Source organism: Rhodopirellula halodulae, from assembly GCF_020966775.1.
GTDB classification, from domain to species: domain Bacteria; phylum Planctomycetota; class Planctomycetia; order Pirellulales; family Pirellulaceae; genus Rhodopirellula; species Rhodopirellula halodulae.
Genome location: NZ_JAJKFV010000011.1, coordinates 19,026 through 44,749, shown reverse-complemented (window position 1 = coordinate 44,749; position 25,724 = coordinate 19,026). Strand labels below are relative to the sequence as shown.

19 protein-coding genes are annotated in these 25,724 nt (G+C 55.8%); 4 read left to right on the top strand and 15 right to left on the bottom strand.

The window, feature by feature from the left end; genetic code table 11:
- Positions 1–3: 3 nt before the first annotated feature.
- The 3 genes from LOC70_RS08735 to LOC70_RS08725 are packed head-to-tail and all read right to left on the bottom strand — an operon-like array spanning position 4 to position 4,473.
- Complete coding sequence (locus LOC70_RS08735) at positions 4–957, bottom strand: AAA family ATPase (RefSeq protein ID WP_230253229.1); 954 nt, start codon at positions 955–957, stop codon at positions 4–6.
- A complete protein-coding gene (locus LOC70_RS08730) occupies positions 954–3,293 on the bottom strand; it encodes a transglutaminase-like domain-containing protein (protein WP_230253228.1) in 2,340 nt (779 codons plus the stop codon). Before LOC70_RS08730 ends, LOC70_RS08735 begins: the two co-directional genes overlap by 4 nt.
- Positions 3,274–4,473 carry a DUF58 domain-containing protein gene (locus LOC70_RS08725; protein WP_230253227.1) on the bottom strand — a complete coding sequence of 400 codons (1,200 nt, stop codon included), beginning with the start codon at positions 4,471–4,473 and terminating at the stop codon, positions 3,274–3,276. The genes LOC70_RS08730 and LOC70_RS08725 overlap by 20 nt, the downstream gene beginning before the upstream one ends.
- 1,030 nt (positions 4,474–5,503) lie before the next feature.
- On the opposite strand from LOC70_RS08725, the gene LOC70_RS08720 reads away from it, so the two are divergent.
- Positions 5,504–6,361: a hypothetical protein gene (locus LOC70_RS08720; protein WP_230253226.1), complete on the top strand. Its 858-nt coding sequence runs from the start codon at positions 5,504–5,506 to the stop codon at positions 6,359–6,361.
- A gap of 12 nt (positions 6,362–6,373) precedes the next feature.
- Here the strand turns inward: LOC70_RS08720 and LOC70_RS08715 are convergent, their stop codons facing one another.
- Genes LOC70_RS08715 through LOC70_RS08705 form a run of 3 tightly spaced genes read right to left on the bottom strand, consistent with a single transcriptional unit; the run spans position 6,374 to position 9,905 of the window.
- A complete protein-coding gene (locus tag LOC70_RS08715) occupies positions 6,374–8,149 on the bottom strand; it encodes a BCCT family transporter (protein ID WP_230253225.1) in 1,776 nt (591 codons plus the stop codon).
- Positions 8,146–8,982, bottom strand: a complete 837-nt coding sequence (locus LOC70_RS08710; protein ID WP_230253224.1) for an SAM-dependent methyltransferase — start codon at positions 8,980–8,982, stop codon at positions 8,146–8,148. The genes LOC70_RS08715 and LOC70_RS08710 overlap by 4 nt, the downstream gene beginning before the upstream one ends.
- A complete protein-coding gene (locus LOC70_RS08705) occupies positions 8,979–9,905 on the bottom strand; it encodes a glycine/sarcosine N-methyltransferase (protein ID WP_230253223.1) in 927 nt (308 codons plus the stop codon). Before LOC70_RS08705 ends, LOC70_RS08710 begins: the two co-directional genes overlap by 4 nt.
- Positions 9,906–10,241: 336 nt before the next feature.
- Between LOC70_RS08705 and LOC70_RS08700 the strand changes: the two genes are divergently transcribed.
- A complete protein-coding gene (locus LOC70_RS08700; RefSeq protein WP_230253222.1) occupies positions 10,242–10,709 on the top strand; it encodes a MarR family winged helix-turn-helix transcriptional regulator in 468 nt (155 codons plus the stop codon).
- Between the two features lie 77 nt (positions 10,710–10,786).
- Here the strand turns inward: LOC70_RS08700 and LOC70_RS08695 are convergent, their stop codons facing one another.
- Positions 10,787–12,052, bottom strand: a complete 1,266-nt coding sequence (locus tag LOC70_RS08695) for a Gfo/Idh/MocA family protein (RefSeq protein WP_230253221.1) — start codon at positions 12,050–12,052, stop codon at positions 10,787–10,789.
- 89 nt (positions 12,053–12,141) lie between these two features.
- Positions 12,142–13,710, bottom strand: coding sequence for a bifunctional aminoglycoside phosphotransferase/ATP-binding protein (locus LOC70_RS08690; RefSeq protein WP_230253220.1), 1,569 nt, complete (start codon positions 13,708–13,710; stop codon positions 12,142–12,144).
- Positions 13,711–13,951: 241 nt separating this feature from the next.
- Here LOC70_RS08690 and LOC70_RS08685 point away from each other — a divergent pair, with 241 nt between their 5' ends.
- Both LOC70_RS08685 and LOC70_RS08680 read left to right on the top strand, forming a co-directional pair.
- A complete protein-coding gene (locus LOC70_RS08685) occupies positions 13,952–14,644 on the top strand; it encodes a PRC-barrel domain-containing protein (protein ID WP_230253219.1) in 693 nt (230 codons plus the stop codon).
- Between the two features lie 247 nt (positions 14,645–14,891).
- The gene (locus LOC70_RS08680) at positions 14,892–16,439 is read left to right on the top strand and encodes a sulfatase family protein (RefSeq protein WP_230253218.1); all 1,548 of its coding nucleotides are present in this window, start codon (positions 14,892–14,894) and stop codon (positions 16,437–16,439) included.
- Positions 16,440–16,509: 70 nt separating this feature from the next.
- Here the strand turns inward: LOC70_RS08680 and LOC70_RS08675 are convergent, their stop codons facing one another.
- From LOC70_RS08675 to LOC70_RS08645, 7 genes are all read right to left on the bottom strand, one after another.
- Positions 16,510–18,567, bottom strand: coding sequence for a POT family MFS transporter (locus LOC70_RS08675; RefSeq protein WP_230253217.1), 2,058 nt, complete (start codon positions 18,565–18,567; stop codon positions 16,510–16,512).
- Positions 18,568–19,022: 455 nt separating this feature from the next.
- On the bottom strand, positions 19,023–19,286 hold the full coding sequence (locus LOC70_RS08670) for a hypothetical protein (protein WP_230253660.1): 264 nt from the start codon (positions 19,284–19,286) through the stop codon (positions 19,023–19,025).
- A 1,072-nt stretch (positions 19,287–20,358) separates the two neighbouring features.
- Positions 20,359–21,156 carry a site-2 protease family protein gene (locus LOC70_RS08665; RefSeq protein ID WP_315857238.1) on the bottom strand — a complete coding sequence of 266 codons (798 nt, stop codon included), beginning with the start codon at positions 21,154–21,156 and terminating at the stop codon, positions 20,359–20,361.
- Positions 21,157–21,322: 166 nt separating this feature from the next.
- Positions 21,323–23,542 (bottom strand): prolyl oligopeptidase family serine peptidase, encoded by a 2,220-nt coding sequence (locus LOC70_RS08660; RefSeq protein ID WP_230253215.1) that lies wholly within the window; start codon positions 23,540–23,542, stop codon positions 21,323–21,325.
- Between the two features lie 57 nt (positions 23,543–23,599).
- On the bottom strand, positions 23,600–24,127 hold the full coding sequence (locus LOC70_RS08655; RefSeq protein WP_230253214.1) for a hypothetical protein: 528 nt from the start codon (positions 24,125–24,127) through the stop codon (positions 23,600–23,602).
- Positions 24,120–25,004: a hypothetical protein gene (locus LOC70_RS08650; RefSeq protein WP_230253213.1), complete on the bottom strand. Its 885-nt coding sequence runs from the start codon at positions 25,002–25,004 to the stop codon at positions 24,120–24,122. The genes LOC70_RS08655 and LOC70_RS08650 overlap by 8 nt, the downstream gene beginning before the upstream one ends.
- Positions 25,005–25,012: 8 nt before the next feature.
- The gene (locus LOC70_RS08645) at positions 25,013–25,720 is read right to left on the bottom strand and encodes a MotA/TolQ/ExbB proton channel family protein (RefSeq protein WP_230253212.1); all 708 of its coding nucleotides are present in this window, start codon (positions 25,718–25,720) and stop codon (positions 25,013–25,015) included.
- Positions 25,721–25,724 lie beyond the last annotated feature (4 nt).

Here is a 25,724-nt window from a genome sequence, read left to right as displayed (position 1 = left end):
TCATCACTTGTACTCCGGTGCGGGGACCGACTCGAGAATTCGATCGATCACTTGCTGCACGTCTTCCGTGGTCGCCAGCAGGCGAACGGAAAGCACCGGCCGAGCAACATGGGTGATGTCGCTCGGCGTGACGAAATCGCGGCCTTGCAGCAACGCCCATGCTTGAGCGATGCGTTGCCAAAGCAACATGCCTCGTGGGCTGACGCCCAGTTCGATGGTGGGTTCGTTGCGAGTGGCTTCGACCAAATCCACCAAGTATTCCCGGACACGAGGGTGGACGGTGATGCTTTGAACCTTCGCTTGCAATCCGCTCAGTTCTTCTCGTGAAAGCACGCACGACACTTGGGCTCGCTCACCGGGCGGTCGCGTGGCGGCTTCCAAAATGTCCAGTTGCGACGATCGGTCGGGGTAGCCGATCTTCAACTGAATCGTGAACCGGTCCAGTTGAGCTTCCGGCAAAGGATACGCGCCGTGCGAATCGATCGGGTTTTGGGTGGCGATGACAAAGAAAGTTTCGGACAAATCATGCGGGATCGCGTCGATGGTGACTTGTCGTTCCGCCATCGCTTCCAACAAAGCGCTCTGCGTTCGCGGCGTGGTTCGGTTCAATTCATCAGCGAGCAATACATCGGAGAAAACCGGGCCAGGATGAAACTCAAATTCGCGAGTCTTTTGATTGAACAGGTTGAAGCCCGTCACGTCCGATGGCAACAAGTCGGGCGTGCATTGCATCCGAGCCAACTTGCCTCCGATGCACGACGCGATGGCTTTGGCCAAAGTCGTTTTGCCCGTTCCTGGAAGGTCGTTCAGCAACAGGTGGCCTTGCGAGAGCAGACAAGCAATCACCAGTTCAACGGCCTCATTTTTTCCCAGCAGGATCCCATTGAGATGGTCGCGAAGTTGGCTCAGCTTTTCGACGGTTGCGTCCAACTCCGTATCGTTCATCAAAGCGCTCATGCGTGGGACTCCGTGGCGATGCGGCGAAGAGTCCGGAGATTCAGGTTCATGACAAATTCGTTCGGGATATTGGCGGGAGCATTTAATGAAGAGGGAGGAGCGAACGTCATGCGGTCGGCGTAGTCACAAAATCGTTTGGCGGCGTGAGACGCTTGATCTTGTTGAGCTGTCAGTCCGAGCAACCAGTCGCGTTGGGGCATCCCGGTTGTTCGAGGGCAGCCAGCAAGTTTGGCTCGCATTTGCACAACACGCATGGCCAGTCCCACGCGATGTCGCGGTAGTAGCAGCGATCCGATGGGATAAAGCACGCGAAGGGTCAAGTCGATCCATCTCACCCGTGTCAGGTAGGCGAAGCAGGCAAGCAGAGAAATGAGGCTCAAGTGCGGCCAGTAGGCGGCAAGGAAACGTTTGGAACGAAGCCACAACGAAGGTTGGTAAGCCGGTTGGCGATATCCCGGAGTGGGCTCGATGGGGAACCAGCGTCCGTCGTTCATTTGGATCTCCGTCCAAACATGGACGTCGGTCGGCAAGACATTGGTGTGTCCGGCGGAGATATCAAACGCGGAGGGTCGAACATAGAAACCGGTGGCCAATCGTGAATGCAGTCCGAGCTCGCGAGCCATCAAGGCCGCGGTGGTGGCGAACAAGTGGTCGCCTCCGGATCGGGTTTGCAGAAATTCGTGAAGCGGTTGGCCTGTTTGTGCGGTCGCTTCGCGATCGAACTCAAATTCGTCTCGAAGATGATCGACCACGCTGTTGAGCTTGGCGTAGGGGCCTTCCACTCCAGCCGTCCATTGGCGGGTGAGTTCCGCTAGTTGTGTTTGGGTTTGCGCGTTGGACAGTGGTTTCGTCGTCGCCTCAATGTCTTGGAGATGTTCCAACAAATCGTCTTCGGCAAGCTTCATCGAAGTTGTGTTGATGACCGTCAGTGGCGGCACCTTGTCACGTCCCGGCATGACGTAGGTATCATCCTCGGCAATGCCGAAGAAATCGGGGCGGTTGACGTCTTTGATGCTCACGCCAATCGTCAGCATCGACGTCGGAATCTTTGGTGAATTGAGTTTGAGAATTTTGACTTGGTGAACCGCAGGTTGCCGCTGCAGCCAATTCGGTACCAGCGAAAGGAGGTTGGGATCGCAGAACCAGCTTTCTTCTTCGATTTCGCGGTGAAGCAGATTGTCGTTTTGATGGCTGAGTTCATTGGTCCACTCAACGCCGTCAAACGTGTCGTAGCGATTCATCGCCAACCGAATTCCCGTCGGTCCGGTCCATTGCAGAACAGCATTTTCTGGGGTGTCTTCGAGGTGAAGGTGTTTCTTGGGCGGCATGCGGTCGGTGGTGAAGGAACCGCCACCCTTTTCGCTCTTGGCCGTTTTCTCGTGAGCTTCCAAGAACTTCTCGGGCGTCAGACCTTGGCGTCGTTCAAACTTTTTGACGCGTTTGGGTTCGCCAATCGTGTCGCTGAACATGTCGAACAGCGTCGATTCGGTGGACTCGAGGAACAGCTCCGATTCGACAGCACCAAACGATTCCGCATGATCTTTCGCGGCGATGGCTTTGTCGCCCGTCCCGATCCCGCTTCGCGCTGCGGGGTCCGACCATTTGGAACCTCCGCTGGTTGGCATGATGCCAAAGGCGAGTTTGGTGGTGTCTCCCAGACGATCGCGAGCAACCAATCCACTGACGAGGCACAGCACCACGGCGAGGATCACCGTCATGGGACGCAGCCCGGTGTTGCGTTGGACTCGCGTGACGGCGCATTGTTCGAAACGTTCCCAGTGATTTGCAACCAGGTGCCACACGCAAACGCTCATCCAAACGATCGCGATGAGAACCGCTGATTGATTGTCAGAAATCGAAACTGTGAACAACGTGAGAAACCCGGACGCCACCAGGGACATCGGACGCAGCCGCGAGGTGTTGTCAGGTGTTTCCAGTTCGAGAATGGTATCTTCCGAGCTTTTCTCTTGCTTCGCTTTGGGGCGATGTTGGGTTCCGATGGCCAAGGCCAACGATGCGGTACCCAACGTCGTCAACATGGACATCTCGTAGGCGATCGGTGAGCCGAGGGCTCTGGCCAGGAAAGCCATGACCACCGGTGTGAGCGGGATCAACGCGAGCCATTCGATGCGGTAGCTGAACTTTGGCGATCGCGTGACCACGTAGCAGGCCACAAAGACGCCCGCGATCAAGAACAGTTCCGTGAAGAACAGTGCAGGTGGCTCAACGGGACGACGCAAACATCCCACGGCGAACAGGGAGATGACCGCGAGGGTCACGGCCTCGGACGTTTTGCGATCGAACCAAAGGTTTTGCTCAGGCGGCGACTTTGACATGCAGCACCTCCTTCCAAACCGTCAATATCGCATGTTCCAGGTCAGCACCCGCGGGGATTGCGATTTCGTGACAACGTTCTCGCTGGACGCGGCCCGTGGCGGCTTGATGGAAATGGAGATGGATGACGCCATCGGCCGTGCCGCGAATTTCGATGCGGGGGATGCCGTTGAGTTCGCAGTGGTCTTGGTTGCCATCGACCGGAATGTCGGCCAAAGCATCCAGCATCTTGCGACGACCGGCGGCGTGCAGTCCATAGGTCAGTTCTTGCCGACCCAGCCATACTTGGGCATTGATTTGGGAGTGATGGAACGAGTGCAGCAGACTGGCGGCCACGCGAAGTTGTCGTGCCAAGGCATTTCGTCCGGCAAGGCAGCGAGTGTCGACCAACACCGCGATCTGCGGCGTTTGAGCTTCGCCACGTTCGTTGACGATCAGTGATTGGCTGCGTTCCGATGCGACCCAGTTCACCTGTTTCGCTGAATCGCCGCGGCGGAAAACTCGGGCCCCCAGGAAATCGCCTGTCCGGCCGCCTCGATCGCCCTCGGCCTGAGCAGCGAAACACTTCCCAACGATGGGCAGTTGGCCTTGGATGGGATAGACCTTTGGCCAAACGGTGATGGGGGTTGATTCCGCCAAATCGCGACGAGCGGTCCAGATTCCAAAGGGAAACGAGCAGGCAACCTTCGGTTGCGTGACCGGGTAGTGACCGCGAAGTTGTGGCGTGACATCGACACCGTACTCTGCGGTGCAAAGCGGTGGCACACGCATTAATCCGACGGTCGGTGTGTTGTCTTCGCTGGCGTGGCAATCCAAGTAACCTTCGATCGCTAATCCCATGACGGGCAGCGGCAATCGGTTTTTAACGGCCAACACCATTCGGCACGACGTGCCCTCGTGAACCGTGGGGACTTCTGGTCGCAGTGCGCAACGAGTGGCGTTCACCGCGATCCACGGCCACGCCATCCCCGCCACGATGATGGCGGTCAGCGAAGCCGCGAGCGACCATCCGATGGGGCTGAAGTACATCCCGATGAGCACGCTGACCAAGGTCGCCAACGCGAACCAGCCAACGGGCTCTTTCAACCAATAAACAAAACGATTCGCCCAAGGGCAAAAGTCGGTTGTCATGACTTTCGACAACCAGCTTTGCTTCGGGGCGGCAGCGGGAACGCTTGCCATCACGCGAAACCTTCAAAACACATGGACCGGGTTGCGAAGTCAGCGTGATGATCGCTTCAGCGATCTGAGTGTCGGGCAGCTAGCCGCGACACATCTTCGAAATTGTTCGGGGGATCGAACAGACGAAAGATCACAGATCCGCGTCTAAGGTTAGGCACGGGAGTGCTCATGCGAGGTGCACGAACGCTCTCGGTCTTTAAACCGTTGGCTGACTTCGGGAAAACGAATGCATAGAAGCATTCGGTGGCCCACGCACAGAAAGTCCACCGCGCTGGATGGATTGTGAGATGTGATCCGAGACCGGAATCACACTTTGAGGCGTCGGGACGATCGTGATGCAGACCGGACCGCTTAGCAGAGCCGTCGCATGTCGCGACAAAGAAAAGTGCTGGCAGATGCTGCACGTGTCGGAGTCATGCTCGTTGCCCGGAACGCCTTCGTGCGACGTTTGATCTTGGGCCGTCTGTCGAGCAGGTGTTGCCAGATGGCAATGATCGTGACAGCAGCACGAATGTGAGGCGACGGCGGATGCTACCGCGACGTTTTGAACACTTGGGGCAACGTTGGATACGCTCGAGCAGCAACCGACGTGCAGCCAGCCCGCGACATTGCTGATCAGCAATGACGCCAGCAAAACGCAGGTCGTTGGTAGCCTGAGCTGGGACAAGGTTGGCCTTCAAGCGGTCGAAGGTGTTGGCGGAAACGTGCGTCCGCGACGTTTTCCATCGAGAAAAATACGGTCGGCAGGTCCTCGTATTCTCATTTCTTGCTACACCGAGTCAACCGAGCTTGTTCGTCCGCTGCCCGAAAATCTGGTGGATTCATCGAATCTAAATCTCGGTCTGGGACGCCATTTTCCACCCTGTTTAGCTGGGTTACGCATCGCAAGGCGCACCTCGACGGCCAGGGAAACTTCCGCGTTGTCACAACGAAACCACTAGAATCGGGCTTCATTCATCGCCAGGGTCACCGGAGCTCACAAATGCCAGCAAGACAAAACCACGTGTCGAAAACGCGAAGTTTGGGCTCGATGCGGACCAGTTGGTTCGACGCGGTGTCGTCGCTTTTCTTGACGCTGACGTTGATGTTATCGGCTTTGGTGGGTGTCTTGTTCCTTCTTTGGTGCCTGCTGCCGGATGAGGTTCAGCGGCAATCCGAGCCGGTCGCGAAAGTGCGAATGGTTCGAGCGACGAGCGGAATTCGTATCGACCAGCCCTTCGACACCCCGTCTCAGGAAGAGGTCGACGCGCTGAAACCGCTGGACCTGCAAACAGCTCTGGACTCGGTCGTTGCCGTGGCTCGGCTTCCCGGACTGACGGAATCGCTCGACCCGAATTCGCTCGACCCGAAGGTTGGGGCGAGCGGATTGGAAGGTCGGGCACCTGTTGGCTCCGCTGGGCCCGATCTGTTGAGCGGTGAGACAGAAGCGAGCGTGCCTCGTCACGAACGTTGGCAAATCGATTGGCAGGCGAAGGACTTGGGTGAATACGCTCGTCAGTTGGGCCACTTTGAAATCGAACTCGGAGTGATCGGTGGAGACCAGCACGGAATGGATCTCGCGAAAGGCTTTGCCTCATCCGTCCGTGCTCGACGGTTGTCAGATCCGAGTCAGGAGGGGCGGTTGTATTTCATGTGGACCCACGCCAGCCCACTGAAAGAGTTTGAACATCGATTGCTGAACCAGGCGGGAATCTCAACCAACGGTCGATTCGTTTTGAAATTCATTCCGCCTGCCCTGGAAGCAGAATTGGCAAAGCTTGAACTTGAATTCGCTCGGGACGCGGGGCACGATTCCGTGGAGGAGATCGAGAAGACCGTGTTCGTCAGCATTGCCACCGCCAATGGTTTCGAGTTCCGTGTTGTGGCCCAGCGTTATCAGCAAGACTAGGCAACTGAGATTTCAACGGCTTTCAACTGGTTGGCCTGATTGACTTGGTTCTATTTCTGCTCGCAAGTCCTTCAGCAAGGCAATGCAGGCAAGGATCAAGATCAGGACCATCGGCAGTGCGGTGGCGATGGAGGCAGCTTGCAAGGCTTGTAGACCGCCCACCACCAGCAACGTCGCTGCGACGACTCCTTCCGTGATGGCCCAAAACAATCGCGTGCCCAGGGGAGGATTTGGATTGCCACCCGACGCAATGATGTCGATCACCATGGATGCTGAATCGGACGAGGTGACAAAAAACAGGATGATGCAGATCGTCGCGATCGAAATCGCAAATGTGACCAGCCATTGGGTTTGGAATAAGCCGTCCAGCATCACAAACATCACGGTGGGCAATGTTGCGATCTGTTCACTTCCATCTGCCGTCACGATGGTTTCGCTGCGATATTCGACGGCAGTGAGTCGTTCGCCTTGATGGGCCCAGTTGCCTTCGTCGTCTTTCGTCAGCTCGCCGTCATTGTCGGTGATGGCGACTTGATACAGCGGCAGCGTTTTGTCCGCATCGACCCCTTGCGACCGAAGTGTTTCAATTTGGGTGTGCTGCTTGAGCGTGGTGTTTCCAAACGCGGTCAACCAGGCCATGCCGATTAATGACGGAACCAACAAGACACCAATGATAAATTCCCGAATGGTTCTGCCTCGGGAGACGCGAGCGATGAACATTCCGACGAAAGGAGACCAGGAAATCCACCACGCCCAAAAGAAAACGGTCCATCCGGTCAACCATTGACGGCCTTCGCTACTGTAGGCACCGGTGCGGAAAGAGCTCGTTGGCAAGATTTGTAGATAAGCGCCCACATTGTCGACGAGACCACGCAGATAGCCGGTCCATCCGGCGCCGAAGATTACCAGTAGCATCAAACAAGTGGCGAGGAAGATGTTCAGTTCCGAGAGCCTTCGGATGCCCACATCCAAACCGAGCACGACCGACACGGTTGCAATCGCGGTGATGACCGCAATGACAATCACCTGAACCGTCAGGTCCACCGGCACACCAAACAAATAGGCAAAGCCCGCGTTGACTTGTTGAGCACCAATGCCAAGTGAGGTTGCGACGCCGGTCAATGTCGCGACGATTGCCAGAATGTCGATTAAGTTTCCGAGAAAGCCGTCGCAACGACGCCCCAGCAATGGATGCAGCAGGGAACGCAAACTGAGTGGACGCCCCTTCCGAAATCCCGCGTATGCCAGAGCAAGAGCGACCATCGCATAGAGTGCCCAGGGATGCAGTCCCCAGTGAAAGATTGTCGTTGCCATTGCCATCCGCGAGGGCCAGTTCGCTGACTCACTGCCAGGCGGCGCATCAAGAAAATGGTCGATGGGTTCGGCCACACTCCAAAAAACCAAGCCGATTCCCATCCCTGCGCTGAAAAGCATGGCGAACCAGGTAAGACGTCCAAACTCCGGCCGATCGTCAGGCCGACCCAAACGGATATCACCGTAGCGTCCAAACGCCAAATAAATCGACAACGCCAAAAATCCATTCATCGAGAGCACGTACAACCAACCGAATTGGTCGCTGATCCGGTCTCGAAGTAACGCCAGTGCATCCGCGGCTTTTTCGGTCGGAAGGATGATCGTGATCAGGACAAGAAGCAAGATCCCGATCGCGGCGGTTGGGAAGACCACCGGATGCACGCGGAAGTGTCGTTGCCAACCACTTTGGTCAGTTTCATCGACGACTGCTGGCGTTTCGCTCGCAGATTCTTGATTAGGGTCGGTATCAATCACGGTTTTTCAAAAAGGAAAATGCCCCAAGCCAAATGACCCGCGTTGCCACCGTCGATCCAGTGCTGGAGTCCGTTCTTCATCCGCTGGATGTATGCTTCGGAAACCTTTTCTTCCAGTTCCGCTTCACGTTGCCGAGTGGTTTCTAAGACGCGAGCGTAGTGATTGACCAATTGATGACTCAAATCCTGGAACCCAAGGTCATTCCATCCCAAATTGGAGGCCTCCTGCCGGTAGAAGCCGGGTGAGCCCAGGTCTGGGAGATGAATTCGTTCCAGAATCGGTTGCAACACGCCGTCGGGGCACTGGTCGCTTTGCATTGGGTCGGTGAACACGAACTGGCCGCCTGAGCGGAGCACTCGGTTGACTTCACTTAGCACGGTTTTCCGGTCGCCGCTGTGCAAGATCGCATCTTGAGACCAGACGACATCCACCGATTGGTCTTCTAGCGGGATGGATTCAAAGCGTCCGTCGAGAACTTGAATTTGCTCGTTCATGCCAGCCGCAACGTTCAATTCGCGATGCCGAGCATTCTCCGTTTCAGCTAAATTCAAACCGATGACACGGCATCCAAATCGCTTTGCGACGACGCGGGCCGCACCGCCATAGCCGCTTCCGATGTCGAGAACGGTGGAGGTTTGGTTAACCTTTTCCAACCGGTCGGCCATCGCCTCGACGGTCCGGCGACTGGCGGTCGCGATCGCTTCATCAGGTGACTGATACAGGCCCACGTGGATGTCCTCGCCGCCCCAGATTTCCGCGTAGAAGCGGTCGGCATCCTCGCTGTTGTAGTAATTTCTCGCGGTTTCAGTTGCAGCATCGTAATTGCAATTCACGAGATAGCCTCCGTTGATTCACCACGACCGTTGGTGCCGGTTTCATCATTGTCAACGTGCGCTTGGTCACCAATGACGCGTTGGTCTTCGGGCACGAGCGAGTGATAGCACTTCTCCGCAACGTGAACGAAGAAATCGGGGTCTTCCTCGTGATAGGTTTCTTGGAAGTCACCAAACGTATCGACGCGTTGAAAACCGACTTCTTGCATCAGACCGCAAACATACTTTTTTCGCAAGGGAAACATGTTCAAGTGGTATTCAGAGCCATCTGGGAACGAGTAGCAAAATCGTGCGAGCCCCTCGTCGACATGCTCGGGGACTGCGGAAACTCTGTCGCCACAGTAGTAGTATTTGTGTTTGGAGTTGAAACCGTTGTCCAGAATGGAATCGTAGTTTCGTTGATCAAGTATCAGCACGCCATCGTGCCTCAGCGACGAGTAGAACTCGGCCAGGGCCTTTCGGCGGTCGCGGTCGCTAAACAAATGAGTGAACGAATTGCCTAGACAAATGACGGCATCGAAGCGGCCGTAGATATCGCGATTTAGCCACCGCCAATCGGCCTGGACCGTACGGAGGACGTGCCCTCGCCGCCGGGCATTCTCGAAGGCTTTGGCAAGCATGTAGGGACTTCCGTCAGCACTCACCACTTCAAAGCCGGCCTCGATCAATCGAACCGAATGAAAGCCGGTCCCCGTTGCGACATCCAGGACTCGTCGGACACCACGTTTCTCGAGTTCTCGGATGAAGAAATCACCTTCCGATTCGCTGCGTTGATCCCAGTCGATCAGTTCGTCCCATTTTTCGACGAAGCCCCGAACGTATTCGTCTGTGTATTTATTCGTGTCTCGGACCTTCGTGGGGTCACTGCCGTAACTTTGGTCTTGATAATCGAGCAGTGAAGTTTTCTCGGACTGGTTCATCATCGAGGTTCCTTGATGTTCGGTGCGTTGCTTGCAGTCGGTCCACATCACTCGAAAAGCTGAGTTCAGTGTTCGTTGAGTCGTCAGGTGAAACTGAACTTGGCCTTCAAAAAATGCTTTGAGCTCAAAGCATCCTAGCGGAGCGATCTATGAGGTGACAGGTGTATTCGGCAACGACTAAAATGCCGGCAGGCCCCGTTGGGATGATGGGTGCAGTTCGCATCCGCCCGTGTCCGAGGTTTCAGTCGGTTCAAGCCCTTGTCCCCCCGCTCTCGAAATTCTTGTCACGACACCTTGAGCCAAGGTGAACCGTGCCCGCTCAGCCACGAAGACCAAATCGTGGCATCGATTCGTCGGATCATCCGTGCCGTGGATCTGCATTCGCGGCAGCTCGTCGGAGGTCACGGATTGACCGGTCCGCAGTTGGCTGTCTTGCAGGCCATCTCGAGAATTGAACAGGCGACCCCTTCGGCCATTGCGAAGGATGTTCATTTGAGTCAAGCGACGGTGACAGGAATTCTCCGTCGGCTGCAGGAGCGTTCGTTGGTTGTGCGAGAACGTTCTCCGAAGGACGGACGTTCCGTTTTGATTGCAATGACCAAGGATGGCGAGAAGCTGTTGGAAGCGTCACCTTCTTTGTTGCAGGACCGTTTCCGGAACGCACTTTCGGAATTGTCGAAAGACGAACAATTGCGGATGCTGTCGACACTGCAGCAAGTCGCTTCCCTAATGGATGCGGAAGAAATTGACGCATCACCCATGTTGGTCCCGGGCGACGTTTCACAGTCGGCGGAGAATGGACACTGAACATCGATCGTGTGCGTGCTCAGCCGACTGGTTGGGCATCACGATGGTTGTTGCTGTGCGGATCGTCGTGGACCGCATCAAGCCTGGTGAACACGCACCGGTCGTTGCTCTCGAATGGACTGAGCCATCGCTGCCAGGATCCGCATGTCGGCGAGACCTTCTTCACCCGGGGTTTGGATCGGTTTCTGATGAAGCAGCGCATCTGCGAAGGCATCCATCTCGGAAGCAAAGTGATTTGCTTCTTTGATGTCATGCTCGGTCACCACGGATCCATTTTGTTCCGATGAATGATGGGTCGTCAGGCGTTGCCCGTTGTAGCTAAACGCTGGTGTCAGCTCGATCATCCCGTCCGCGCAGGCGACACGGAAGAAATCACTGCGGTGCGTCCCAAAGCTGCAATCGATGTTGGCGAGCACACCCGAAGGGAAGCGGAGCAAACAAGAGACACTCTCGGGGACTTCGCGGAATCGCGAATCGTCGGTGGGCTGATGGGATTGGGCGAAGACTTCAATCGGTTCTTCACCGGTCACGTACCGGGAGGCATTGATTGGATACACCCCGACATCGCCCACTGGACCTCCGGCGAGTTTCGAGGAAAGCCGAATGTTGGGTGCGGTAACGTTGATGCAGAAGCTACCGCTGAACGTTTTGATTTGACCGAAGCGTTTTTCGTCGCACATCTGCATGACCTTCTGATTGAAGGGTTCGTAGTGCAGGCGGTAGGCAATCATGAGTTTACGGTCGGCCTTCTTCGCCGCTTCGATCATGCGTTCGCATTCATCGATGGTGGATGCCATCGGCTTCTCACAAAGCACATGCTTCCCCGCTTCCAATGCTCGGATCGTGAATTCGGCATGCATGGAATTGGGCAACACGATGTAAACGATATCGATTCGGTCATCGTTTGCGATTTGGTCGAAGTTGTCGTAGTTGTAGATTGCGTCCGATTCGATTCCATAGGCCTCAGCAACCGTTTTTGCCTTGTCCGGATGGCCACTGACCAAAGCGACAGGTTCCGCAAATTCGCATTGGCCGAAGGCGGGCAAAATTTGTCCGAGCGACAGTTGCCCCAAGCCGACGATCGCGTAGCCGATCTTCTTTGGCGGCGTCGACGGGAGTTCAAGGTTGGGCGGCTGCTTGTCGGGTGGTGCCAACGGGACTTTCTTCGCCGTGCTATCGATGTCTCGTCCACCCACTGGTTGGATTTGGGCCGATTTGGAAGCCGAGTTACCAGCCGTTGACGCTCCGGGCTCTTTGGCTGCGGCGATCGCGCTTGCTCCCAAGGCCGATGCGGTACTGATTTGGGTGAAGTGGCGACGATTGAGTTTTTTGGGGTCGTGCATGTTGTTCTGCCGCGTGTGAGGGAGCACGGGGATGAAGTGGAGGTGCCGATTTACCCCGTGGTGGATTTCGCTCAACGCTTCGACGCAAGTTATGTTCCGGACAGCAGCATTTGAATCTGTGCTAATTGATGTGACACGTCTTGTGTGGTGTCGATCCGAAACGAGGTGCAACCGGTCGGAGGTTCCGTCACGCTGTCGGTCTGCTGCTGCAGCACCCTTTCGTCCGCTTCCGATTCCGAGTTTCCACGAACTGCTCGATGCCGCACGCGTTCCATCGCAACCGAGTCAGGACACTCGCACGTGAAAATGAAGACTCGAGCCCCGGTTTCCGCAAGCGATTGGTACGCTTCCTCGAGCCAGTTCTGTTTGAGAAAGGTGCCGTCAAGAATGACGAGGCGGCCTTGCTGCCAATGCTGAACCGCTTGGTCGATTGCTTCGGTGTACACGGCGTTCCGAGCCGAGTCGCTGTAGACGTTAGGGAGGTCATGAAACGAAATGGTTCGGCGCACGTGATCCGTTGCGATGTGTTGGGCAACCACTTCGTCAGCGATTGCTCTGGCCAATGTTGATTTGCCGGTGCCGCTTCGCCCGCGAATGATGATGGCCGGCAACGGTCCCAATCGTTCCGCGAGTTCGGTTGCGATCCCCAGATAGCGTTCGGCTTCCGAGATTGCTTTTCTTCTCTCGTCGCCTTCGGACTGCTGTGACCGCAAGATTGCCACCTTCACTCGAACGGTGGCTCGATAGGCACGGTAGAAATTCAGCAGTGAATCGGCGGGAGTGTCATTCAGGTTGGCGCACACTCGGGTCAAGATTTCTTGGCCCACTTCAGCGGCGTCTTCGAACTGGCACGTTACCGCCAGAAAGCTCAGTTCGTCCGCAACATCGACGATCCGTAGGTCGCGATCAAATTCGACTCCATCAATGATGGTGGGTGGCTGTGTCAGGTAGATGTGTTCGGCACGCAAGTCACCGTGTCCTTCCACGACGTAACCGGCGTCGACACGTTGTTGCAGTGTGTTCGCATGTTGAAATACGAACCAGCGTTGAAGAGACGAGACGAGATTGGTGGTTTGCGTCGGAAGTTCGTTCTGCTCGGAGTTGATCGCGTCTGTGTTGTCGTTGATGTGAGACCGAAAGCCCGCGATGTAGTTCTTGGGAGCAATGGGAACGAGCGATTGATAGAACTGCGTCAGCAGATCAATGACCGACTGCAATGGTTGCTGTTCTTCTGTGGATGCGTCCGCTTTCAAGGCTTCTTTCAAAGCATGGTGCAGATTTCTGTCCAAGCAGCGTTCGTCGGGCAGTCGTTTCATCTTGACCAGCCAGTCAACAACGCGTCCTGGACCGCCGAGCGACAGGCCACCGTGATCGTCCAGAGTGAGCGATACCAAACCTTCGTAAGTATGCGGCGCAAGGCGACGATTGACGTCGATTTCTGCCTGACACGCTGACTTGCGACGGTCCAAGGTCGAGAAGTCGAGAAACCCGAGGTTCACGTCCTTCTTCAACTTGTAGACGTGTTGTTTTGTCCGGAACAGCACCGAGATATGCGTTTCGATGACTTCGGGCGGATACGACGAATCCTCGAACAGGCGACCTGATCGCAGAACGGTGACTTTGTCGTGCAGGGATAGAGTTGTGGTGGACTCACTCATGTCGACGCATTCCGCCTACGGGTTTTTGCGACAGGAAACTACGTGTGATACTCGCGGCAAATGTCGTTCCTCCATGCAAACCGTGCGTTGGTGACACGGTTGGGGCTTGCACGCCGTTGATGGTTGCGGAACGTCGTTTGCGGCGTGTGTTTTTTGCTCGAGTCGCGAATCTCGTTGCGATTCTTCGACCGAGCTGATGAGTGCAACGTCAAACGATTCAAACTTTTTTGCAGGCAGAACAATGTTGATTGCATCTGACAAACTGAAAGGTGCTGAGTTGATGGGGATCGACCAGAGCGTTGGATCAATCCATGACTTGCTATTTGATGACGAGTCGTGGGTAATTCGTCATTTGGTCGTCGACACCGGCCATTGGTTGCCCGGTCGTCAGATCCTTTTGCCGCCGCCCAAGATCGATGCGAGTGATTGGCCAGCCGGCACTGCGAAAGTTCCTTTGACTAGCCAGCAGGTGAAAGACAGTCCACCGGTCGAATCCGATCAACCCGTTTCTCGTCAGATGGAGATTCAGCTCTATCAGCACTATGACGTGCCGTACTACTGGGGCCCGGCGGGTGCGACTTTGGTGGGCAGTGGTTATTCGCCAATGCCATTGGGAGTTGGTTTGATGCCCCTTGATCCAAACATCGCTGACCAACCCGAAAGAACCCACCTTCGCAGCGTCAACGAGGTCGTCGGGTACTACATCCAGGGGACCGACGAAGAGGTGGGACACGTGGAAGGGATGTTGATCGATGATACAAATTGGTCGATTCAACAATTGATCGTTGATACTCGGAACTGGTGGCCGGGCAAGCAAGTGCTGCTCGACCGTGAACATGTCTCGGGAATCTCTTGGGCGGATGCAACCGTGTCGGTATCCCTGTCACGTGACTCGATTCGCAGTGCTTCCGAGTACGATCCGACGAGCGTTTGATCTCTGCAGCGTGTCTGCGTCCTGTTTGTCGGTTCGCTTCCTGGCAACCGGTTGCCGACACGTTTTGTCGTGATTTGATGCTTGCTTGTCGCATTCTTTTTGTTGTTGAGCATCGATCGTTACGATCTTGTTTTGTTGCCTCACTCTTTTGCTGAGTGGTTGATCGATTTTGGTAGGTTGTCTCCGCCCCGCGTCTAAGATGTTGGGATTGTTGAGTGCTTCCCTGACTTTGATTGATAGGCGAACAATGAATTGGATTCGAAATGCCGCGGTGCTCGCGGTGATGGTTGGTGGTTTCGTTGTGAATGATGAAGGCAGTCTTTCATGTGCGGAGGAAGTTTCCGCTCAACGGCCGAACATCGTGTTGGTGATGGCGGATGATTTGGGAATCGGCGACGTCTCGCCCACCAACCCAGAATGCAAAATCAAGACACCACGTTTGAAGGAACTCGCCAGCGAAGGCCTGACATTCTTGGATGCTCACACGCCGAGTTCCGTTTGCACACCGACTCGATACGGATTGCTAACGGGGCGATACAACTGGCGATCGAAGTTGGCCAGCGGTGTCTTGAGTGGAACGAGCCAGCACCTGATTCCCGCTGACCGTCCGACGTTGGGGCATCTGTTGCACCAGGCCGGTTATCACACGGCAATGATCGGCAAGTGGCACTTGGGGTGGGACTGGACCAAAAAGAACGGCAAGATCGATTTCTCTCAGCCTGTGCTGAACGGTCCGGATATCAACGGGTTTGACCAGTACTACGGTCACTGTGGTTCGCTGGACATGCCGCCTTATGTTTGGGTCGACACGGGCAAAGCGACGGCTATCCCCGAGCGTGAAGAAGGCGTGACGCGAAAGCAGTCTCCGTACGGTTGGTATCGCAACGGGCCGATCGCACCGGACTTTGAAATCGAGCAGGTGCTGCCGCATTTGTTTGAGAAGTCCATCGCTTACGTCGAGGAACGCAGCCAAACGGACCAACCGTTCTTTTTGTATCTGCCATTGCCAGCGCCTCACACACCGATTGTGCCCGTCGCACCTTTCAAAGATGCCAGTCAGATGAATCCTTATGCGGACTTTGTCATGCAAATGGACCATCACATGGGGCAGCTCCTTGATGCGATTGCAAAGGCTGGGATCGAAGATGAAACATTGGTCGTGTTCACCAGTGACAATGGCTGTTCCCCACAAGCCAACTTTGGAAAACTCGCCGAATTTGATCACGACCCCAGTGCTGGTTTCCGCGGTCACAAAGCGGATATCTACGAAGGTGGTCACCGTGTTCCATTGATTGTGCGTTGGCCCGGCAAAGTGGTTGCGGGCGAGACCACTTCCGCGGTCGCGTGCTTGACCGATCTTTACACGACGTTTCAAAGCATCACCGGGCAACCGCGTGAAGCGGCCGGCGGTGAGGATGGTTTCGATCTGTCAGGCGTGTTCGCGGGGGATGCCGCTTCGGATCGCGAAGCATTGGTCAGCCACAGCATCGGCGGATCGTTCGCCATTCGACGCGGCAATTGGAAGCTGTGTCTGTCTCACGGCAGCGGCGGTTGGAGCGATCCTCGTGAACCCAAAGCGAAGAACGCTGGATTGCCGCCGATGCAATTGTACGACTTGGATGCTGACCCGGGTGAGCGAAACAATGTTGCGGACCAAAACCCCGATGTCACGCAATCGTTGTTGCGGTTGCTTCGCGAGTATGTTGATTCCGGCCGCAGCACCGACGGTCCCAAGCTCAGCAACGATCGTGACGTCACGTTTTTGCCCGAGGGTGTGACGTCACCAAGTCCTTGAAGGCCGCGCAAACAAAAAGCGGGCTGATCGGAACAGCCCGCTTCGATTTCTTTTTGTTTAGGCGAAGTGATCAGGTCGAGATCGACTCGTCCGCAATCGCTTCGTCGGTGTGTTCAGCGTCCTCTTCGTCTTGAATGTAAGCCTTCTCTTTGTAGAGATAGCCAACTGGAACAAACAGGATTGCAGTCACGAAAATGCACTTGGTCCAGAACCAGAAGTAGTCGGCTCCTTCCAGCAGCGTGCGGCCGCCGATCGCGTAGTCACGCGACAACTTGGTTTCGGTTCCACCGCCACGTTCGCTAACCAGTTCTTTTTGAATCGCCTCGACCTTGGTTGGGTCGCCCTCGGACTTGATGGCGATCTTTTGACGTTCCAGCCAGTTGAAACTTTGTGTTTCCGTTTCGGGAGCGTCTTCGGTCGATGCTCGCTCGACACTGCCTGTCAATGTTTCGTCCCACTGGGTGTCGGGCTCGCTGTCTGCGCCGGCGGACACCAGTTGATAGCGATCGCGAGAGATCAGCTTGTACTGGATTGGATTGCCGAAGGCGTCGGTTGCACCAGCGAGCAACGACTGGGCTTCTTCCTGCGAGGGCAAGGATCGAGTGGAATCGTCGCCATCTTGATCTAGGAAAAAGGACTCGATCTTTTCGGCGACCGCATCGAACTTATCGGTCGAAGCGTTCTTCACGGACTGCAACGCTCCGTCTTTGTCCAGGATCAACTCCACGTCGTCTTCTGTTCCCTTCTTCGCGTCGGGGCCGAGAAGGAGCAGTGTTGGAGCGTCCGGATCATCCTGTTGCAACTCGCCGGTGAAGGTTCCGTTGGTGATCGGTTCGGTGCTGGTGGCGGTGAGATCGATTCCTTCGGCCAGAGAAGCGGCAGCGGGAGTTTGGATGTAGCGATTCACCGTCGCGGTGAACACGTTGCCCATGGAAACAGAGAACAGGAACACGGCCATGACGATTGATTTCATCGTCTTGGGGGCTTGGGTGTAGGCGAATTCCAAGCACGTGATTGAAACCATCACCTCAGAAGCGGTGAGCACTGCATACGCCAGAAACTGCCATCCGATTGAAGGTTGGCCACCCGCGTCAACACGTTCTTGCAGCAGAGCCACAATCGCGAATCCGCCGATCATCACGAACAAGCCGATGCTGATCTTGCGGATCGGTGTCAACGGAAAGACGCGATCAATCGCGGGGTAGATCAGGAATTGAAAGATCGGAATCAAGGTCAGGACCAAGATCGGGTTGATGGCTTGGATCTGAGATTCCAACCAAGTCACGCCCAGCCATTTTTGATTGAGGTTCTTAGCTTGCAGCACCCACGAGGATCCGGTTTGGTCGAACAGGGCCCAGAACACGGCGACGAACGAGAAGATGATCATCAGCTTGGGAATGGAAGAGAACTTTTCCCATGAGAGGATCTCTTGCAGGAAGCGATAGCCGCCTGGACGAATGTGGACAAACTTGTGACGCCCCATCCAAAACAGCAGCGTCGCAATGGCCATCAACACACCGGGAATGCCGAACGCCCAGTGTGGTCCGTAGTGTTCAAGCACCCACGGAGTCAACAAGGTCGAAATGAATGACCCGAAGTTGATGCTGAAATAGAACCACTGGTAGACCTTTGTGAGCAAGTGGGAGTTTGACTTGCCGAATTGGTCACCCACGTGAGCCGAGACGCACGGCTTGATACCACCCGAGCCAATCGAGATCAGCAGCAAGCCGATGAACAACCACATGCCCGCAGACACCGGTGGTGCACCCATCATTGCCAGCGCGGCATGGCCGATGCAGTAAACGATCGAGAGGTAAAGGATCGTTCGATACTTGCCAAGGAAAATGTCCGACAGCAAGGCGCCCAGAACGGGGAAGAAGTAAGCCGCCGCGGTGAACGTGTGATAGTGCTCGGTGGCTTCGGCATTGCTCATGCCTTGCGACGTGGACGAACTGCTCATCCAGTGCAAGTAGTCGACCATGAACACCGTCAGGATCGCTTTCATGCCGTAGAAACTGAATCGTTCGGCGGCTTCGTTGCCGATGATGTAAGGGATGCCCGGCGGCATGACCGAAGTCGCTTGCGGGCGATCGTTGTAGGTCGAAGATTGCGAATCAGATGTCGACATCAAGCAAGTTCCGTTGGATAGACACGGATGGGCGGTGAGCCCTGAAGGAAGTCAGCAAGGAAGGGGTGATGGAGCGGGCTGACGAATGCCAAAGTAAGCCGACGCGAAGGGCCAAACCAGCCCCCGCGAGCGATTGACGGCCGTCGGGGAGAGAATCGAACTGCGTCCAAAATTGGGGGCAGATTGCACTCCAAACCATGATCGTGGGGGGAGGTGTGACCAAGCGTTTCTGCTTCGCTTGGGTTGGTCCGGGCGGCATGCGAAATCGCGGTTCGTTCCGGCGGTGTGCGGAGCGATTTCAGGTCCATTTGCGGTCGCGAGGGTCTGCGAAACAGTCGGGCGGTACCGTGGCGATACAAAAAAAGCCACGTTGTCCGATGTGGAGCTCAACGTGGCTTGTCTGTTGGGAGTCGCCGAGGTTCGGCGACTTGAATGGAACGTCGAGTTCGCTTGGATCAGCGACGTTTCTTTTTGGCAACTTTCTTTTTGGTTGCTTTCTTCTTGGCGACCTTTTTCTTGGTTGCCTTTTTGACAGCTTTCTTCTTCACTGCCTTCTTCTTGGTTGCCTTGCGAGCGGTCTTTTTGACGCCCTTCTTCACGGCTTTCTTTTTGACAGCCTTCTTCTTGGTTGCTTTGCGAGCTGTCTTTTTGACGCCCTTCTTCACGCTCTTTTTTGCAGTGCGTTTGACGGACTTCTTGGTCGCTTTTTTCTTGGCCACGTTCTTCCTCCGCGAGAAAGGAACTGTTGTCGAGTCATTGTGACTTGCTGGGATGACTTCGAGGTTCAACGACGACGGTGCGTCGATGTCTTCGTAGTCAAAGTTGATTGCAAGTCACCGGCCACGGCTCAACAACAATCAAGGGTGATCGATCCCGTTTGCTTCGATGTTCCTCATCGACCTTGCAAACAAAAACAATCGTTAGTACATGCGCGTAACTGTACGCGCTTCGCTGGATTCCGCAACATGTTTTCGTGAAAAAACCGCTTGCGTCGCCAACAAATTTTGCTACGGCAAACGCATTTTTTAAGCGTGCTTCGTCTTCGATGTCAAAGCAACAAACGTTGATGAACGTTGATCGTTGCAAACGACGTTTGCGTGTGGATTGCAAACAGGTGCGGTAACACTTGGTTTTTTCAATGTTTTTGACGTTGTTTGCGCGCAGCGCGTTGTTAGCGACGTGAACGAATCAAGTTTGCAACGTGCGCGCACTGGTTGCTTGATGACACCACAAACAAGCCTTCAAGCGTTGCAAAAAAATTTGCAAAAAAATCGACGCGTTGATGTCTTCAAAGGTCATTTGTTCGTTGTTTCAACGTTCATTGATGCGCAAACAACAGCGCACGCAACGCGTCGACCATCCAGTGATGACGCATGCATGTTGCTCATCGACATGCCATCACGATGTGCTTGCCATGTCCTTCCGCGTTTGCATCGTTCACTGAAGCCAGTTCAAACGATGCAAGCGTTGCTCTCGACGAAACGTGAACGTCATCACGGTGGTGATCCTTCGACGACTCGGCTTGCCTTCGTCGCTTGTTTGGCAACGGCTTGAACCATCCTTCGGGAGATCGATGGAGAGCTTGATCGAAGCCGCGTGGATGCACGTCGCGGCACGTGAACGATGACGCTGAAAATGCGGAATGGACACCGACCATTTCAACGCAGCAACGCTGTTTGAGGTTCCGTCGCGGGTGGTGTTTGTGACGGCGTCGGGCGGTTGAACGGCGTGAAACGCGCGATCGACGAACTCGATGGTGTGCGAGGAAAACACCGTGAATCGCGGGGAAAATCAGAACCGAGAGCCCTGCAGCATTTGGTAATTCCCCACCGCCAACGACAGAAAAAGGATGCCGAGGAACATCTGACCGCCTTGGAAGCCGTAGATGGTGCAAGCACCGCCAACGATCATGCTGATCCACAGCCAAGTGTCGGTTTGGCCGCCGCCCATCAGCACCAACGAACGCATGATTCGTCCACCATCGAGCGGGAAGACGGGAATCAAATTGAGTGCCGCCCAAAGCACACTCGGCCACACGTAGAACGTCACCAATGCTAACAGTCCGGGGCTGTCGATGTCGTTGCCTTCCAGCACACCGGGGATCAAGTAGAACGGCCAAGGCATCAACGAAAAGGCAAGCACACGGAAGCCCATCAGCTTCACAACCAACACGAGCAATGCGGCGGAGGCAAGCTGCGCCAGTGGTCCTGCCAATGCGATCCAAAGTTCGTTCAGGTTGCTCATCCGTGGCGTTGAAAACGACGAAGCAAAACCACCGTAGCTGTTGGTGGAACGAGGGATGGCAAGTCCGCCAAAGTGGTACAGCACGATCGATGATTCCATGCCGTTTTGACGAAAGGCAAAGGCATGACCGAGCTCGTGGATCAAGATCGAAACGAGCATGCACATCGCCCATAAAAGCAACAACGGTAAGCGTCCAGGACTGCCGTCCATTCGGTCAAACGCTTCCACCAAGTACCAACCGAAAACGGCTGCGCCGAGCCAGAAAGTCCAAGCGATGCGAATCGGGAAACCAAACAGCTCAAAGTGCAGGTCGTAAGGTGACTCTTGGGGTTGTTGCAGCAACATCGAGTGGTCGGGGATGGTTGTTGAAGGAGATGGATGGTCGGTCGTTTGTGCGATGACGCGATGACTGTTCATGCGATGTCCGGTGATGGGTGGTGTTCATCGAGCCGAACGACCCACCACCCCCGCCGAGGAGATCTCGGCGGGGAACAACATCGTCATCGTGAAGTCATTTCAGATTTTGAAGCAAGAATGACCAAAGATCGGCGTACTCTTCGATCTTTTTGCTGGTTGGCGTGCCCGCACCATGACCGGCTCGCGTTTCGATGCGGATCAACGTCGGGTTGTCGCACGACTGAGCCGCCTGCAGGGCCGCGGCGAACTTAAAACTGTGACCAGGGACCACACGGTCGTCACGATCGGCGGTGCTGACCATGGTCGCGGGATAGCAGGTGCCTGGCTTCAAATTGTGCAGCGGGCTGTAGGACAATAGGTTGTCGATTTGGGTTTCATCGTCGCTGCTGCCGTACTCGGTCACCCAAGCCCAGCCGATGGTGAATTTGTGATAGCGAAGCATGTCCATCACACCAACCGCGGGAAGACACGCACCAAACAGATCGGGACGCTGAGTCATGACGGCGCCGATCAGCAGGCCACCGTTGCTGCCGCCGCGAACCCCTAGGCGTTCTTTGCGGGTCACACCCATGTCGATCAGGTGTTCCGCCGCCGCAATGAAGTCGTCAAACACGTTTTGCTTCTTCAGTTGCATCCCGTCTTCGTGCCACTGCCGTCCGTATTCACCGCCACCACGCAGGTTCGCCACGGCGTAGACACCGCCCGCGTCCAACCAAGCCGCAATCGCGGGTGAGTATGACGGCGTGAGCGAGATGTTGAATCCGCCGTAGGCGTAGAGCAACGTTCGGTTGCTTCCGTCCAGCGGCGAGCCTTTGTGCCGCGTGATCAGAATCGGCACTTTCGTGCCGTCTTTGCTGGTGCAGAAGACTTGTTCGGTGATGTAGTCGCTGACGTTGAAGGCGACTTCGGGGGTGATCGCCAATTCAGATTCACCGGTTGCGACGTCCACCTTGTGGATGCTGGGCGGGGTGACGTAGTTCGTGAAGGAGAAGAACGTTTCCGTGGCGTCTTGTTTACCACCCAATCCGCCCACGGATCCTTTGCCGGGCAGTTTCAACGAACCGAGTTTCTCACCATCGAGCCCAAACCGCTCGACTTGATTGAGGGCATCGACCAAGTAGTTGGCAAAGAAGGTTCCACCAAGCAGCGAGACATCCTCTAGGACGTTGTCGCTCTGCGGAATGATTTCCTTCCATCCGGAGCGATCGGCGGGCTCGTCGATGTTGTCGTCTGTGCGAGCGGCATGTTCCGCGACGTCCAAGCTGATCACTCTTCGTCGTGGAGCCTCGTGGTCGGTCAAGAAGAACAGCGTGGAACCTTCGTTGCCGATGAAGGTGTAGTCGGCATCGAATCCCATGATCAAACCGCGAACGGGTGCGTTCTTAATCGAGAGGTCTTGGATGAACACCTGCGTCTTGGGTTCGGTGCCTTTCCAGTTGCCGATGACAAGGTAGCGACCGTCGTCCGTCACGGACGCTCCGAAGCCCCATTTGGGATGGTCGGGGCGTTTCATGATCAGTTGGTCTTCTGATTGCGGCGTTCCCAATCGGTGCAGGTACAGCATTTGGTTGTCGTTGGTGCCGGTCAGTTCCTGACCTTCGACCGGTGCGGCGTATCGCGAGTAGTAGAAGCCTTGGTTGTCGGGCGTCCACGCGACGCCGCTGAACTTGGACCATTCGATCAGGTCATCGGTGTCCTGGCCTGTTGCCACTTCACGAACACGCCAGGTTCGCCAGTCACTGCCGCCATCGGCAATCGCATAAGCGAGGTACTTGCCATCGTCGCTGGGAGACCACGAGGCCATCGACATCGTGCCGTCTTCGCTCAGCTTGTTCGGATCCAGCAGCACTTCGCGTTCGGACGCCCACTGTGACGGCGAGACGTCCACCGGCGTCCGGTACAGCACGCTTTGGTTCTGCAGACCATCGTTGAAGGTGTAGAAGTACGTGTCGCCGCGTTTGGCCGGCAGTCCCGTTCGCGAATAGTCCCACAGTTCTTCCAAACGTTTCCGCATCGGTTCACGTTGTGGTAACGCCTGCAGATAGCCTTGCGTGACTTCGTTTTGAGCTTTGACCCAAGCTTCGGTTTCATCGCTCTCGACGTCTTCGAGCCAGCGATACGGATCCGCGACGGTGCGGCCGTGGTAATCGTCGACCACGTCGTCTTTTCGCGTGTCGGGATAGGAAAGCTTGGTGGTTGAACTCAAGGTGGGGTCCTCCGCGGAGGCGGTTGTCAAATTGGAGAGCACACCGATGGTGACAACGCAGGTCGCCAGCGTCGCGTGAAGCGTGTGCCTTGGTTGGATGAAAGTCATGGGGTTGGTCTCGTCGTGAATCTTGGTTGCGTCGCAGCAATTTGATCGCCAACGCCTCTACGGGGCGTCGGCGGTTGGGGATGTTTCGTTCGCGTCGGAAGGAAGTTCGACCAGTTGTCGTCGACGATCGATTTCGTCTTCATCCAATCCGAGGTTGCTGAGTTGTTGCAGAAGGAATTCTTCCGTCATCGCGATTGCATCGGGAGTGCGGCTGATCCGAATTTGAATGCCACTGTCATCGCCGGGGGACGACATCACCAACGCCAATACTTCATCAATCGTCAGCGGTTGTCGTTTCTCAGGTTCGTTCGCGTTGGTGATCACGAGGTAGCGTTCCCCGTCGATCAAAACGTCCGCCACGTCAGGAACGACCATGGAGTCGAGATCCGTCATCGGTTCGTTGGTGTCTTCTTCGGCATCCGATTCGGATTCGACAATCGCGTCCAGAATTGCGGAAGAGGAATTGGGGTCAGTGGAAACGGACGGCGCATCGCCGCTTTGAAACCCCAGCCCAAAATCGAGGAACTGGCTGGCGATCAACAGGGCGATGCCGCCACCAACGGCCAGCGGGATTCGTTTACGCATCGTCTGGGTTCCCTTGAAGTGGCGAGAAGTTTTCAGGTGCTGTGGGGGAAGGCGTTTCGTCGCTGATCAGTGACTGCGAATCAGGTGCCGGAGCCGCACCCAACACGGTGTATTCAAAACGGCTGGTCGGCGTGTCGGCTCGCAATCGTTCCAGTGTAGCGGGCAACGCATCGACCAATGGTTGGTAGACGCCCGCAACGCTTCGCGGCGAATAAGAAACCAGTACCACCACCAACCCTTTGGGCTGAGGCCATTGTTTGTAAGCGGCGAACAACCGGTCAGCGACTTCTTGGGTGCGTTCAGCTTGGCGACGGCTCTCCAAACGGAACGATGTGGTTTGCCCCGATGCGTCGACCACGATGTCGCCCGTGTCACGCGCGTGCACCGTCCAAACTTCGGCTCGCTTCAACAATTCATCGTGGCCCACCAAGAATCGAATGAGCGTGTTCGGATCCGCCGAAGCCAATTTCCGAGAACGTTCGATCGCCCGTGTGATCACGTCGCGTGAATCCGATGGGACACTGGCGGTGGCTTCATTTGCCTGAGCATCGTCGAGTTTCAACCAACCGCGCAGCAAGTCGATCGCGCGGACGACGTCTTGCGAATTGGATTGCTGATTCGCGCGAGCCATGTTGCGCTGAGCAACCGCCTCGTCACGTTCGTTCCGCCACTGCGTTTGTTCGTCTAACAACTGTTGGCGTTCCTGCTCGATCTCGCGAGTTTGCTCCTGAGACGTTTCGCGCATCTCGAGGAACTGTGCGAACACGATGATCAGCAACAGATCCATTAATGGTGTTAGTTGAAAACGCGTGCGTCGCAACCCAATGCGAGAGGCGTGGCGATCGCCCAGGCTACCCGTTTCAGTGGTGCTCGACACCGAATCACTCACGTTGTGGTTCCTGGTGCAACCTGGCTGGATGAGCTGACCGCGTTGGGTGAGTCGGTCACGCTGGGCGGGTTGACTTGCGCGTCGCCGCGATCAGCCGGGCCAAGTTCGCGTTTGGCTTTCGATGCCATTTCACGGACGTGCAGTCGGTTTTCGGAAAGTTTGGCAAAACCGGGTTCAAAGAAGCTGTTGATCAACATCAACGTGATCGCGGAAGCCAAGCCAGCAAACGTGGACCAAATCGCGTCGCCAAATCGCGTCACGATGATGCTGACGGAAGCCTGGTCATCCGAAGCGAGTGCAGCGCCAATCGCGAGGATCGTGCCCAGCACGCCCGCCAACGGGTAAGCCTCGATCATTGTGCGAGCCACGTTCCAAGCGGTCTCGAATCGCAACGAGTGAAGGTAGTCGCGACGTTCATCGAGAATCCGCATGCGTTGACTGAGAGCAACGCGGTGGGGCGAACCGGCCGGCTCGACCAAGACGTCTTGGATGTCCGCCAAGCAAGCTTCGATCTGGTCCGACGGATGGGCGTCGTAGTCCATGCGGCTGCGATGCGGGAGCGAATCGGTGAATCGCTGCAGCGTCTGGACGATCTTTTTACGATCGCCCCTGGCCCACATCGCCAGCACAAAGAAAAACAGCAAGTGAGCCAACGCGGCGACCGCGATGACGACGGTGGATTGAGACGAGATCTGCTCGAGCATGGCC